This window comes from Pseudomonas sp. Tun-23181 (genome assembly GCF_057415455.1).
Window position 1 is genome coordinate 860,232 of record NZ_CM171630.1, and the last position, 13,316, is coordinate 873,547.

The following is a 13,316-nucleotide window of genomic DNA, read 5'->3' on the forward strand; positions in this document are numbered from 1 at the left end:
CACGACTGCCTGTGCATCGAGAGACGACGCCTGCACGGACCTCTCGCAGCACTCCCTGTGGCTATCTATCAGTGTTGGCTCGCGTCCTGGTCGAAGGGGTAGACCTGTTTCCACGCCTTGGCCATGTCCACGATCACCCAGCCCTTGTCCCGGGCTTGGTCAAGCGCCTTGTCCAGCCGACCGACCTGGCTCTGCCGGTCGTAGGCCCATTCCCGCTGGGCATCGGTGTGGTGTACCAGCCCCGCCAGGCGCCGCCCTTCCCCAGCCATGGTCCACTGCAGCATCTGCAGGTCGCCGTCGGAGTTGCCGAACGCCAGGATCGGCCGACGACCGATGTAGGCCTCGATGCTCTCCGGCTTGCCGGGGCCGTCGTCGTTGTGGGTGAGCTGGGCCAGGCGCTGGATCGACAACGTCCCATCCTGGTCCTGGAAGCGCGTGGCGAAGGTGGTCCCGATCACCTGTTCAGGGGGAATGCCATAGACCTCTTCGGCGAAGGTGCGCATGAAGGCCACTTCACCGCCAGAGACGATGTAGGTCTTGAAGCCATTGGCGCGCAGGTACGCCAGCAACTCCAACATGGGCTGGAAGACCATCTCGGTGTAGGGTTTTTGGCTGCGCGGGTGCTTGCTGCTGGCCAGCCAGCGGCGGGCGTTCTGGCTGAAGGTGTCGGTGCTGATGCCGGTATGGGTGGCCGTGACGATCTGCATCAGGCCTTGCATGCCACTGGCCGCCAGGGTCTTCTGGTCATCCTCCAGCACGGCCTTGAACGGTTGCTGGGTTTTCCATTCCGGGTGCTGCGGCGCCAGGCGCTTGACCTCGGCCAGGGCGAACAGCACCTGGAAATACATCGGCTGCTCGCTCCACAAGGTGCCGTCATTGTCGAACACGGCGATTCGCTCGGCCACTGGCACGTAGTCCTTGCCCTTCTCGTCGGTCACCGCCTCGACGAAGGCCACGATCGCGTCACGGGATGCACTGGCGTTCCAGGAGGGCAAGGCATCCGCTGCCTGGGCCAGCAACGGCAGGATCAGCAAAAGTGTGAACAACCAGCGCCCTGGGCGGGAAACAGCGTTCAGATGCATATGACTTCCTTGATGAATGCAGGCAATGGGCCGAAGTCAGGGGTTGAGCCTCTTCAGGCCGTGTCGGGGTGACGCGGGCCGGGTGTGCTCGTCGACCGCACGTCGCAGCGCTGGTAACGTCTCCATCAGTTGGCTTGCCGTCGTCGTGTCCTGAGGCGAAACGCCATAGCGCGCCCTCAGAAACGCTAGCAAACATTTACTGACAGCAACGGGAAGTGCGCCCAGGCCCGTACTCATTTCACGACAACCCGTCGCGCGCCTGAGCCACAGGTACAGCGCGCCCAACTGCGGCGGTTGCTGGGCGAGCTGGCCCGGCACCTGCCGCCAGGCGTAGGCGGCCGAGGCGAGCCAGGCCTGCCTGCGCCGCGCGCGCCAGCGCCTCCAGGCGTCCCTTGGCATTTGGCTCCAACCCCGCCCCAGGTACCCTATCACCCCCACCACCAGCGCTGCGGTAACGATGAGCAGCCAATGGCCGGCCACCTGTACCCGGGCGCCCTGGCCGAGGGCGCGCAAATCGTCGCGGATTGAAAACGGCGCCTGGTAGGCCGCCGGCCCGGATGCCTCCAGCTCCAGGGCCGGCAGCGTCGCCGTGCGGGCTTCGCCGCTCTCGGCGTCCCACCATTTCAGCTCGATGGCGGGCAAGCGATAGTGCCCCGCCTCGGTCACTACATAGGTCACGGCGTCGTCGCGACGACCGCCGCTGACGCCTCCACGGCCATCGCTCAGCGGGGCGACAACCGGCGTCTGCAGGTAACGCCGCAGCCCCTCGATGTCGGCGAAGGTCGGTGCGGGGATCAGCATGGCCTGGGCGTCCTCGGCCTGCACCTGCACACGTCGGGTGACGCTGTCGCCGACCCGTAGCGGCTGGTGGGCGTACTCCAACTGCTGGGTGAAACGCACCTGCCGGGCCACCAGATGCTGCCCCTGGCCGCCGCCGGCAGGCTGCCGGGCGACGAAGTGCTGGGCCTGGCTGTACACCTTCACGGGGCCACTGCCCTGCCCCGGTGTGACTTCAATGGCCAAGGCCGGGATGTCGAAGGCCTTGGCCTGTTGCGGCGTGATCTGGTAACTCAGGCGCAAGCCGAAGAATGCCTTGCCATCGATCCTTTCATTCAGGTGGGCGCCTTCGCTGCTGGGTGCGGACACCACTGCGCCTTCCAGCTTCAGGGGCGGCAGGTTCGGCGCGGCGTCGAACCAGGTGTCCACCAGCAGGTCGACCTGCAAGGTCAGGGTGCCACCGACCAGTACACCCTCGGCCGGCAGCAGTTGGTTGCGCACGCGCACCTCGGGTTCGGCCGCCTGCGCCAGCAGGGGTAGCAGCAACAGCAGCAACAGGCGTTTCATGGCGTGGCCTCCGAGGCCTGCTGGCGAGCGGCATCCTGCAGCAGGAACTTGCGCTTGAGAAATTGCGCGGGCGAGGTGGTCAGGTTGTCCAGCCAGGCCTGGTCGGCGCTCGCCTGCCCTGCCGGGCGCTGGACGTCCTTGCCTTTGCCGGAGGTGTTGTCGAACTTCACTTGGTCGGCCTTTTCATCTGGCGGCCCCGCTTCCTGCTGGGCCTCGCGGTCCTTCAGCAAGGCCTGGGCCAGGGCCAGGTTGGCACTGGCCTCGGGGAATGCCGCCTGGCGCCGCAGGGCTTGCTGGTAGGCGGCGATGGCCTGCTCGAACTTCGAAAGGCGCACATAGGCATTGCCCTGGTAGAAGTACGCGGCCGCCGTGTCCAGTTGCGCGAAGCTGCCCAGGGCTGCGTCGAAATCCGCCGCACGGTAAGCCGCCACGCCCTTCCAGTAAGGGTCGGCAAAGTGCTGCGCCGCCTGCGGGTAATGCTCATGCTCGAATGCCCAGCGCCCTTGTTGGTCGGGGGTGAAGAAGGCATCGGCCAAGGCGCCGGCCTGGACCGGCTGCGGGGCATAGCCGACAGACAGTGCGAGTAGCCAGGCGCCCAGCCAATGCACCCGCCAGCCCCGGCGCAGGCCGAGCAACGCCAGCACCAGCAAGGGCCAGCACAGCCAGTAGCCTGCGTCCTTCCAGTGCAACGGCTGGTCGTCAGCCTGGGCCGCCTGGAAGTGCCGCTGGGCATGCAGCTCGATCCAGTCGAGGTCATCGTCGTCCAGCGTGAGGCTGCCCAAAGGGGCATCGGCGGCATCGGCGAGGCCCTTGAGCCCTTCGGCATCGAAGCGTGCGTGCAACGTTCGGCCGCTGCCATCGGTACGCGGCTGGCCCTTGGCATCCAGCAGGACGTCGACGTCCCGGCTGCCTACCGCCAGCACCAGCACCTGCAGGTCGCTGCCGCGCAGTTGCGTGCCGATGGCTTCGAATTGACCGGCGTCGGCGCCGTCGCTGACCAACACCAGGGTGCCGGGGGAGCCCTCGGCGGCCAGCAGGCCCTTGGCCAGTCGCACCGCGCCGAGCGCGTCCTTCCCGGGGCTGTCGATGAGCGCGGTGGACAATGCCTGGAGGAAGCTGTCGAGCAATGCCGGGTCGTCGGTGGGGGGCAGCACGAGATGGGCACTGCCGGCATAGGCGATCAGCGCCGTACGGCTGCCGCCACGGCGCTGGATGAGGTCGTGCAGCGTGTGGCGGGCCGCGGCCAACCGCGAAGGCGGGACATCGTCGGCGTCCATCGAGGGCGACAGGTCCAGGGCCAGGATCAGCGGTGCCTTGTTGTCCAGGAACGCCGGCGTGTCCTGTTCCCAGGTCGGCCCGGCCATGGCGATGCCCCCCAGTACCAGCATCGCGCCCAGCAGATGAACCGGGCGCAGGCGCTGATTGTCCTCGGGGGTGATGACCAGGTGCTCGACCAGGTGTGGCGCGATGATGCCGTCCAGGCGCCGCAACAGGTCATGCCGGCGCGTCCATAACCAGGGCAAAAGCAGGCCCGCGACGATGGTCGACAGCCACAAGGGGCGAAGGAAATGAAAGGCGCTCAGGTCGATATCCATGTCAGCGCTCCGTGGCTTGCCCTTTGCCTGCACGGCGTGCCGTGGCCAGGGCCGCCATACCATGGCCGAGCAACAATGCCAGCAGCGCCGCGCCCAGTGGCCAGCAGAACAGCTCGCGCCTGGGCTGGTGGCTGAAGGTCTTGACCCGATGGGGCGTGATCCGGTCGAGGGTGGCATAGACCTCCTGCAACGCGGCACGGTCACCGGCATGGAAAAAACGCCCGCCTGTCTGCTGGGCGATGGCCTGGAGGGCCTGCAGGTCGACCTTGGCCTCGCCGCTGGCCTCGGGGTCGCCGATGCCGATGGTGTGCACCACGATGCCGCGCTCCCGAGCCATGCGCGCGGCATGGTCGGGCGTGATCGCGCTACCGGTGTCGTTGCCATCGGTCAGCACGATCAACACCTTTTCTTGTTCCTTGGCCTTGTCCAGCAACTTGATGGTCAGGCCGATGGCGTCGCCCAGGGCGGTGTTCGGCCCGGCCATGCCGATGCCGACTTCGTCGAGCAGGATGCCCAGGCTGGCATGGTCCAGCGTCAGCGGCGCCTGCGGATAGGCCGCGGTGCCGAACACGATCAGGCCGATACGGTCGTCCTTGCGCCGGTCGATGAACGCGCGTACCACCCCTTTGACGGCCTGCAGGCGGTCCACCCGTTGCCCGGAAGGGTCGTCGTAGTCGGTGGTGGCCATGGACTGGGAAATGTCGATCGCCAGCATCAGGTCGCGCACTGGCAGCTCGCGCTCGATGGGTTTTTCCACCAGTACCGGCCGTGCGCAGGCCAGCAGCACCAGGCCCCAGACCAGCAGGTTCAACGGCAGTTGCCAGCGACCGCCCTCGGCACGGGCACTGCCGGGTTCCTGGCCCACGGCCCGGCTCATGGCGGCGAAGAACGGTACCCGCAGGGCGCTGCGTGATTCCCGGTAGGTGCCCAGGTAACGGCGGGCCAGCCAGGGCAACGGCAGCAACAGCAGCAACCAGGGGTAGTCAAGCTGCCACACGGTGCACCTCGATCCAGTGTCGGGAGGTCGCCAGCAAGGCCTGGAGATCCGCCTCGGGCAAAGCCAGTACCCGCTCGGCTGGCGCATAGGCCAGCAGCGCCAGGCGTTCGGCGAACCACTCTGGCAGCGGTGCGCGGCTGTGGCGCTGCAAGAATGCCTGCCAGTCTTGCCCACGCAGCGTGGCCACGGCCTCCGGCGCGGGCATCGACAGGGCCACGCGCTTGAGCAACTGCGGGACCTCGCGCAGTGCCGCCAGGCGTTGCAAGGGATCGTTCGACGTCTGCACCAGCACCTCCAGGCGCGCCAGCGCCTCGCGGCGATAGAGGTTGCGGCGCCAGCGCAGGTAGCGCCAAGTGACCAACCCTGCGGCGATCGCCAGCAGGACCAGCAACACGGCCAGCCAGCCCCAGGTCTGCGGCCAGTAGCTGACGGGCATTGGCGGCAAGGCCAATTCGCGCAACTGGTCGATGTTCGGCGCGGCCACCTTGGTCATCGTGCCACCGCCGTCAGCCGTCCCAGTTCAGCGCGCAGCTGCTCGAGGCTGTCGCGCCCGGTGCTGAACATCATCAACGGCACCTGGCTGCGCCGCAGCAGCGTGGCGACATCCTTCAGCCGCCCGGCGAGAAAATCGCCCAGCGGCCGGTTGACCTGGCGACGCTCTATCTCCAGCTCGACCTGTACCTGGCCTTGGGTCACGGTCAACCGTCCACGGTCTGGCACCTGCAAGGCAATGGGATCGAACACCTGCAGGGCCAGCACGTCGTTATGAGCGGCCAGTTGGCGCAGCAACTGCAAGGTCTGCTCCGTCACGCCGGCAAAATCGCTGATGATGACGATCAGATGGTCATGCCCTGCGATGCCCAGGCAGTGGCGCAATACCCGGTCGAGCTGGCCCGCTTGCTCGTCGTCGGCCTGCATGGCATAAAGCCTGTGGTTATGCCGGACGATCGCCGCGCACAGGGCCTCGACCCGGGCCCGGCTGCGCAATGGCCGGATCGACTCGATGTCCTTGTCGCCGAACACCAGGCCCCCGACCCGATCGCCTGCGTGAAGGGCCATCCAGGCACCGATCGCCCCCAGTTCGGCGGCGGTGACCGATTTGAACACACGCTGCGAGCCGAAATACATGCTCATGCGCTGGTCCACCAGCACCAGCGTCGGGCGGTCGCGCTCCTCGGTGTAGCTGCGCACGAACGGCTTGCTGTAGCGCAACGAGGCGCGCCAGTCGAGGTGGCGCAGGTCGTCGCCGGGCGTGTACTGGCGCAGCTCGTCGAAACTCAGCCCACGGCCACGCAAGCGTGCGGCATGGTTGCCGGAGAGCACGCTGGACAATGGCTGGCGCGACAGGAAGCTCAAGCCGCGCACGCGGTGCTCCAGCAGCATCAATTGCTCCAGCGAGGCGTAGACCGCGCCGTCGGCGACAACGGGCATGGCGACCTCCCCTTCAGGCAGGGATTGCAACAGTGTCGAGCAGACGGTCCAGCACCTGGTCGGCACTGACACCATCGGCCACGGCGTCATACGACAGCAGCAAGCGGTGGCGCAGCACCGGGTGCAGCACCGAGCGCACATCGTCGGGCGTCACATAGTCGCTGCCGGACAACCAGGCGTGGGCCCGGGCGACGCGGTCCAGGCCGATACCGCCGCGCGGGCTGGCGCCGACCTTGATCCAGCGCTGCAGGTCGGCGTCGTAGTCGGCCGGGTGGCGGGTCGCGTTGATCAGGTCGACCAGGTAGCGGTCGATCGCCTCGGATACGTGCACCGAACCGACTTCACGCCGTGCCGCGAAGATCGTCTCCTGCGCCATGGGCGCTGCCGGCTCGCCGCCGACCCCGGCCTGCTGGCGCTGGTCTTCGCTGCGGACCAGACGCAGGACGTGGGCTTCATCCTCGACCTTCGGGTAGTCGATGAGCAGTTTCATCAGGAAGCGGTCCATCTGCGCCTCGGGCAGTGGGTAAGTCCCCTCTTGCTCGATGGGGTTCTGCGTCGCCAGGACCATGAACAGCCCCGGCATCGCGTGGGTCTGCCCGGACACGGTGATCTGCCGCTCTTCCATGGCCTCCAGCAGCGCCGCCTGGACCTTGGCCGGCGCCCGGTTGATCTCGTCGGCCAGGATCACGTTGCCGAACAGCGGGCCTGGCTGGAACCTGAGCTGGTTGCCGGCCTCGGTCTGCTGCAGGATCTCGCCGCCGGTGATGTCCGAGGGCAGCAGGTCGGGGGTGAACTGGATACGGCTCATGCGCGCATCCAGGTGGGTGGCCAGGGCCTTGACCGTACGGGTCTTGGCCAGGCCGGGCAGGCTCTCCAGCAGTACATGACCATTGGCCAGAAGGCCCAGCATGATATGGCCAATGGTCTGCTCCTGGCCGAGGACCTGAAGCCCGACCTGGGCCTGCAGGCCGGCGATCTCATCACGAATGCTCATGCGTCGTTGTCCTTGAGTTGCGTCAATCACCCGGTGAACCGACTTCCCTGCCAGCGACCTGCCGAAACCAACCGGCACACTGCCCATGCCACGGTGCAGATGAAGATGCGTGGTAACTCTAGCTCACAGGTCATTGTTCGCCATCGAAAAGTCACCCAGGGCGTGTCGTGTAAAGAACACCCTGGGCGCCCTCGAGTCACTGTCGCGCCGGAGGCAAACGAGGATCGTCCGGAGCCACCGCGCGCATGCGCTGCGCATACTGTTCGGCCAGGCTCGCCTCGCCGGCCGTCGCATGCAGGTAAACCAGCGCATAGAGCAGGTCTGGGTCTTCGGGCGAGCCCTCCAGGCCTTTGCGCAGCGTCTGCAACGCCTCGTCATGCCGGTTCATCTGGGCCAACAGCAACCCCTGGTTGTAGTGCACTCGGGCATTGCCGGGCATCTCCCGGGCGGCCACGCCCAGCCACTCCAGGCCTTCGTCGGCCTTGCCCTGCTCGACCAGCAGCAAGGCCAGCATGTAGGCGAGGTTCCCGTGGTCGCTGGCCGGCATGTCCTTCAGCGCAAGGCCTTCGCGCAGCAGCGCCTGCGCCTCGTCGAGCTGACCTGCACCGCTGTACAGCGTCACCAGGTTGACCCGAGCGGGAGAGAAATGCGCATCCAGGCGCAGGGCCTGGCGGTATTGCTCGATGGCTTCCGGCTGCCGCCCGAGGCGTTGCAGCAACACCGCCAGGTTGAGCCTGCCGCCGGGCAGGTCGGCGTTGTCGCGCAAACGCCGCTCATAGTCGGCCAACTGCGCCTTGAACGCCTCCCGGCGCTCGGCTGCAAGTGCTTGCGGTTGCACGTCGGCCAAGGCGCGCAGGGCCTCGTCACGCACGGCCAGCAGAGGGTCGTCCAGCAATGGCAGCAATCGCTGGATGCGCGATTGTTCAGGTACACGGGCGAAGCCGGCGGCGGCGTAGGCCCGCACCATCCCTTCCTTGGAGTTGAGCGCCCAGCTCAACGGTGTGATGGCCGGGGCGCCGAGCTCGGTCAGTTGTTGAGCGGCGGTGGCCCGAACGATCGGGGGCTTGCCGATATCGGCGATGATCGCGGTCAGCAGGCTCAACCGATCGCCCTGGCCGCTGCGCACGGCATGGAATGTCTCGCCGTAATGGGACGGACGCTGGGGCGTGCCGAACCAGTCCTGGATCGCCGTGGCCGCCCAGGCGGGTTGCTTGTCGGTGTGGCACGCCGTGCAGGCATCCGGGCTGGCGGACTTGTCAGCAAGGTCTGGCCGCGGCACCCGCAAACTGTGGTCGCGCCGGGGGTCGACGACCATGTAGGTCTTGCTCGGCATGTGGCAGTTCACGCACTGCGCACCGGCCGAGCCCTGGGCATGATGGTGATGCTCCGGGCTGTCGTAGTCCTTGCCTTGCAGGCTGGGGAAGCGGCTGGTGGGCGGATGGGAGTTGTGGCATTGCTGGCAAAGTGCATTGCCCTGGATCTTCACGCGGGTGGTGTGCGGGTCGTGACAATCGGTGCAACCCACCCCGGCGGCGAACATCTTGCTCTGGGAGAACGACCCGTAGACGTACACCTCGCCATCGATCTGGCCGTCGGCGTGGTACATGCCCTCACGCAAGGTGGCCGGCAGCGAGGCATCGAGTTGCGGTTTGCCGGGCTGCTGGCCCATACCCAGGGATTGCCGGCGGCTGTGGCAGAAGGCGCATTGCTCGACCAACCCCTTGTTGTCCAGGGCCTTGAAATCGACCTTCAAGCCCATCTGTGCGGCCGAGGCAGAGGCCTTGCCTTCGCCCTTGGCCTGCTTGGCCCAGTCCACATGGGCCTGCGCCGGGCCATGGCAGCCCTGGCAGCCGACGGTCTGTTCCTGCCAGGTGGTGGCGTAGCTGTCGTGCTGGTCGTCGTAGTGCTTGAGCAGGCGGGTCGAGTGGCAGTCGGCGCACATGGCGTTCCAGTTCTGGTAGCGTCCGGTCCAGTGCAGGGCATCATCGGGCGCGAAACGCTGCCCGGGGTACAGGGAGAACCAACGCTGGCCGCCCTCCTCCCGTGTGCGGCTATCCCACGCGATGGTCAGCGCCTGCAACCGCCCTCCGGGGAACTCCACCAGGTACTGTTGCAACGGGTAATAGCCAAACGTGTAGCGCACCTGGAAATCCGCAGGCTTGCCGTCGGCGCCTTCCGTGTGGACGAAGTAGCGGCCGCCCTTGCGGTGAAAACGTGCCTGGACCCCAGCATCGTCGAAGGTACGCCCATCGAAGGCCCCCAGGACGCTGTCGGCATTGGCGACACGCATGGCCCAGGCATGGTCCGAGTCCTTCCATTGCCCTGCCTGCACCTGGTGGCAGCCCTGGCAACTGGAGGCTTCGGCGTAGCCCTCGGCTTCCTTCGCCTGGGCCGGCGACTTCCCGGCCTGCTGCGCCCAACTGGCGATGGGGGCGAACATCAGCAGGCACAACGACACGATCAGGGGACGACAATACACACGGTTTCCTTACTCATGCTGGGATGAGGGTGATGAATCGGTACGGCATGGCGTTCGAGGCGGCGTCATTCATCCTGCCCTGGCGCTGCCGGCGCCATGTGCCAGCGCTCCCTGGGGACGCACTTGGCCTCTGGCGGATCCGCCAGGTAGTGAGGCGACATGATCTGCACCCCATACTCGTTGAACACGTCCTGGATATTGGCATGCAGCATGCTCAGCAACTCGGCGCGTGGCCGCGGCTCGCTGGGGACCGCCTGGGCGACCAGGCGGTACTCAGGATAGAAGTCGCTGAGCGCCGTCTGGAACACCTGCGGCGCGGGCTGCTCGAGAATTCCGTGGGTGCGCCGCGCGGCTTCGATCAGCATGGCGTGAACCTGACGCCAGGGTGTGTCGTAGCCGATGGTGACCACGGTATCGACGACATAGCCCTGGCCCTGGACGATGCGTGAGTAATTCTTGGTGACCGAGCCTGTGATCATCGAGTTGGGCAGCGTCAGCACCTCGCCCAGGCCGGTGCGAATGGTGGTGGTGAACATGCCCACCTGCATCACCGTGCCCTCGTAGTCGCCCACGCGCACGAACTCTCCCGCCCGCAGGGTACGGGTGTAGGTCAGGATCAGGCCGGCGACCCCCTGGCCGACCACGCTGGTAGCGCCCAGCGAGATCATCAGCCCCAGCAGCACCGACACCCCCTTGAACGCATCGCTGTCCGATCCCGGCAGGTACGGGTAGGCCATGACCAGCGCGAACAGCCAGATGGCCAGCGACACCAGGCGGGTGGTGGGTTGCAGGGTCTCGGCCGTCAACCAGCGGATCGTGCCGGGGCGCGACATGCGCTGCAGGGCACGCTTGCAGAAGCCGCTGGCGCCGCGGGCGATGAAGAAGATCGCCACCGCCACGGCGATTCCCGGAATCGCGTCGAGCATGCCGGTGAGCAGATAGCGGACCAGTTGCAGCAGGTACACATTGAGGCTTTCGCCCCATGGCCGGGTATAGGGGAACTGCGACAGCACGAAGCTCATCCACTGGTAGCTGAACAGCAGCAACAGCAGCCAGTACAGCAGCCACAGCAGGCGGTCGACCAGGTAGTAGAGGTTCTGCAGGTCGAACAACGGCATGCGCCCGACCCGGAACATCTGCGAATGCTTGCCCATCAGCGGTGGCAGCAGGCCCAACAGCTTGCGCCGCAGGGCACGAGTGCCCTTGAGCAGCAACAGGTAGAGGAAGGTCGCCAGCACCGAATAGCCCGCGGCGACCAGCAGGAAATGCAGGCTGCGCGCCTGGCCGGTTTCCGCCACCACGGTGCGCAGGTTCCGCGCGGCCTGCTCGGCGGCTTCGCGCACCCCGCCGTCCCCGGCTACATCCAGGGGGGCGACGATGAATGCCCGCCGATCCCCCAGCAGGACCAGGTAGCTGTGCAAGATGGGCTCCACACGCACTGGCAGCGCGTCGTCGGCGCTCTGCAACGCCTCCTCGATCACCGCGGCGGCCCGTCTGGCCCGGGCGGCAGGTGTCTCGCCCAGCAAGGTGGCGTGAAAGGTCATGATCGACCGGTTGGCGATCTTCAAGTCGGCAGGCTGCCCCGGCGCACCTTCCACCGAAACCGCGTCGTCGGCAGCGGCAAGGGGCAGGACGGTAATGAACATCGACAACAACGCACCGAGCAACAGCAGCGACCTCATGCTGGTCCAGCACCTCATCCCCACGCTCCCCGTCCCTCAGTGATCTGCTTCGCGTTTTACCGATCGAATGGGCTCTAGCGTAGTCAAATTTCGCTCATTGGCATTCTGGCTATATCCAATACGCGACAATGTTGGCCTGCCGTTCTCGTGCCGCCCTGCTGCCATCTGGGGCCGCTGCGCGCTCCATCGCCGGCAAGCCGGCTCCCACAGGGGCCAGCGGCGTTCGCCCACCATGCGTCATGCAGCCCTTCGGGCCGCGCTGTCGCACAGAGAACATACGGTTGACACAAGGCCCCTGTGGGAGCGGGCTTGCCCGCGAACGGCCCTGACACCACCGCTGTATGGCCAGGGCCAGCCCCTCGTTCGCGCTCCCCAAAGGCCCGCACAATCAGTGAGTTACGTTTTGTTGCATGTGCCCGGGCAAGGCTTGATTGCAATATGCCACGCATCATTTGTCGCGATCGGAAAACATCGCAAAAGAACACTGTGCCCGCATGATCCAGACTAGGAGCGTCAAGCGGACCGGCACAGGACCCAAGCGGACCATGGCAAGCGAAAAAAACACCGGCACCACCAGCCCGAAGGAACTCCTGGATGTGTTGATACGGGCGGGCCTGATCGTCGTCCTGGCGGTGTTCTGCTACCAGATCTTCCACCCCTTCCTGAGCGTCATGCTCTGGGCCGTGATCCTGGCGGTCACGCTGAGCCCGCTCAATGCCCGCCTCGCCAGGCTGCTTGGTGTTTCCCTGGGCAAGGCCGCGATCCTGGTGGTACTGCTGATCCTGCTGTGTCTCATGGTCCCCTTGGGTTTTCTCGGCGAATCCATGGCCAGCTCGGTGCAGGCCGCCCTGCGCTCGGTCCACGAATGGAACCTCGCCATCCCGCCACCCAATGAGAGCGTGCAGGCGTGGCCACTGATCGGTGAGCCGCTGTTTCGCATCTGGTTGCACGCCTCCGAGGACCTGTCGTGGGCCTTCCAGCAAGCCGCCCCGCACCTGAAGGACCTGAGCCGCCTGGTCCTGCTCAAGCTGGCCGGCGTCGGCAGCGGGGTCCTGGTGTTCGTCCTGGCACTGATCATCGCCGGCCTGTTCCTGGCCAACAGCGAGCACAGCGCCCGCAGGGCCGTGGCCATCTCCCAGCGGGTGTTCACCCCCGAGCGCGGCGCCGAGCTGGCCAGCCTGTGCGCCGCCACCATCCGTGCAGTGGCTCAGGGCGTGGTCGGGATCGCGTTCATCCAGATGCTGCTGGTCGGTGTCGGCCTGGTGGTGATGGGCGTCCCTGGTGCCGGGCTGCTGGCCTTGCTGGTGCTGTTGCTCGGCATCATGCAACTGCCGGTGCTGCTGGTCACCCTGCCCATCGTCATCTATGTGATCAGCCAGGATGGGGTCAGCGCCGCGACCATCATCTTCACCGTCTGGACCATCGCGGCGGGGTTGTCGGATAACGTGCTCAAGCCCTTGATGCTCGGCCGCGGCGTTTCCGTGCCCATGCCCGTGGTATTGATCGGCGCCTTGGGCGGCATGATCAGCAACGGCTTCATCGGGCTGTTCATCGGCCCCGTGGTCCTGGCCGTCGGCTATGAACTGTTCAATTCCTGGGTAGGGCAGACGCCAGTCTCCCCGTCGACTGTCGCCACCCCGCCGGCTGCCGAGCTGGCCGAGCCCCGCTCGAGCGAACACTGATCTGGCCGAAGCACCTGGGGCTCGCCATCG

At 66.5% G+C, this 13,316-nt stretch carries 10 protein-coding genes; 1 reads left to right on the forward strand and 9 read right to left on the reverse strand.

Annotated features, from left to right (window positions below; genetic code table 11):
- Window positions 1–68: 68 nt before the first annotated feature.
- The 9 genes from ACDI39_RS04420 to ACDI39_RS04460 form a co-directional block, all read right to left on the reverse strand.
- Window positions 69–1,082 carry an HAD family hydrolase gene (locus ACDI39_RS04420; RefSeq protein WP_368815675.1) on the reverse strand — a complete coding sequence of 338 codons (1,014 nt, stop codon included), beginning with the start codon at window positions 1,080–1,082 and terminating at the stop codon, window positions 69–71.
- Window positions 1,083–1,118: 36 nt separating this feature from the next.
- Window positions 1,119–2,426, reverse strand: a complete 1,308-nt coding sequence (locus ACDI39_RS04425; RefSeq protein WP_486537758.1) for a hypothetical protein — start codon at window positions 2,424–2,426, stop codon at window positions 1,119–1,121.
- Window positions 2,423–4,021 carry a vWA domain-containing protein gene (locus tag ACDI39_RS04430; protein ID WP_486537759.1) on the reverse strand — a complete coding sequence of 533 codons (1,599 nt, stop codon included), beginning with the start codon at window positions 4,019–4,021 and terminating at the stop codon, window positions 2,423–2,425. The genes ACDI39_RS04425 and ACDI39_RS04430 overlap by 4 nt, the downstream gene beginning before the upstream one ends.
- Window position 4,022: 1 nt before the next feature.
- Window positions 4,023–5,018 carry a vWA domain-containing protein gene (locus ACDI39_RS04435; protein WP_486537760.1) on the reverse strand — a complete coding sequence of 332 codons (996 nt, stop codon included), beginning with the start codon at window positions 5,016–5,018 and terminating at the stop codon, window positions 4,023–4,025.
- The gene (locus ACDI39_RS04440; protein WP_225787772.1) at window positions 5,005–5,511 is read right to left on the reverse strand and encodes a DUF4381 domain-containing protein; all 507 of its coding nucleotides are present in this window, start codon (window positions 5,509–5,511) and stop codon (window positions 5,005–5,007) included. The genes ACDI39_RS04435 and ACDI39_RS04440 overlap by 14 nt, the downstream gene beginning before the upstream one ends.
- Window positions 5,508–6,449, reverse strand: a complete 942-nt coding sequence (locus ACDI39_RS04445) for a DUF58 domain-containing protein (protein WP_486537763.1) — start codon at window positions 6,447–6,449, stop codon at window positions 5,508–5,510. Before ACDI39_RS04445 ends, ACDI39_RS04440 begins: the two co-directional genes overlap by 4 nt.
- A 13-nt stretch (window positions 6,450–6,462) precedes the next feature.
- Complete coding sequence (locus ACDI39_RS04450) at window positions 6,463–7,443, reverse strand: AAA family ATPase (RefSeq protein WP_225787770.1); 981 nt, start codon at window positions 7,441–7,443, stop codon at window positions 6,463–6,465.
- Window positions 7,444–7,639: 196 nt separating this feature from the next.
- Complete coding sequence (locus ACDI39_RS04455) at window positions 7,640–9,922, reverse strand: tetratricopeptide repeat protein (RefSeq protein WP_486537765.1); 2,283 nt, start codon at window positions 9,920–9,922, stop codon at window positions 7,640–7,642.
- A gap of 65 nt (window positions 9,923–9,987) precedes the next feature.
- Window positions 9,988–11,604, reverse strand: a complete 1,617-nt coding sequence (locus tag ACDI39_RS04460) for a mechanosensitive ion channel family protein (RefSeq protein WP_486537767.1) — start codon at window positions 11,602–11,604, stop codon at window positions 9,988–9,990.
- A gap of 545 nt (window positions 11,605–12,149) precedes the next feature.
- Between ACDI39_RS04460 and ACDI39_RS04465 the strand changes: the two genes are divergently transcribed.
- A complete protein-coding gene (locus tag ACDI39_RS04465) occupies window positions 12,150–13,286 on the forward strand; it encodes an AI-2E family transporter (protein ID WP_253080544.1) in 1,137 nt (378 codons plus the stop codon).
- The last annotated feature ends 30 nt before the right edge of the window (window positions 13,287–13,316 follow it).

Bases quoted from the DNA above. Each gene is read 5' to 3' on its own strand.
- ACDI39_RS04420 (WP_368815675.1), bottom strand. From the start codon at position 1,082: ATGCATCTGAACGCTGTTTCCCGCCCAGGGCGCTGGTTGTTCACACTT.
- ACDI39_RS04425 (WP_486537758.1), bottom strand. From the start codon at position 2,426: ATGAAACGCCTGTTGCTGCTGTTGCTGCTACCCCTGCTGGCGCAGGCG.
- ACDI39_RS04430 (WP_486537759.1), bottom strand. From the start codon at position 4,021: ATGGATATCGACCTGAGCGCCTTTCATTTCCTTCGCCCCTTGTGGCTG.
- ACDI39_RS04440 (WP_225787772.1), bottom strand. From the start codon at position 5,511: ATGACCAAGGTGGCCGCGCCGAACATCGACCAGTTGCGCGAATTGGCC.
- ACDI39_RS04445 (WP_486537763.1), bottom strand. From the start codon at position 6,449: ATGCCCGTTGTCGCCGACGGCGCGGTCTACGCCTCGCTGGAGCAATTG.
- ACDI39_RS04450 (WP_225787770.1), bottom strand. From the start codon at position 7,443: ATGAGCATTCGTGATGAGATCGCCGGCCTGCAGGCCCAGGTCGGGCTT.
- ACDI39_RS04460 (WP_486537767.1), bottom strand. From the start codon at position 11,604: ATGAGGTCGCTGCTGTTGCTCGGTGCGTTGTTGTCGATGTTCATTACC.
- ACDI39_RS04465 (WP_253080544.1), top strand. From the start codon at position 12,150: ATGGCAAGCGAAAAAAACACCGGCACCACCAGCCCGAAGGAACTCCTG.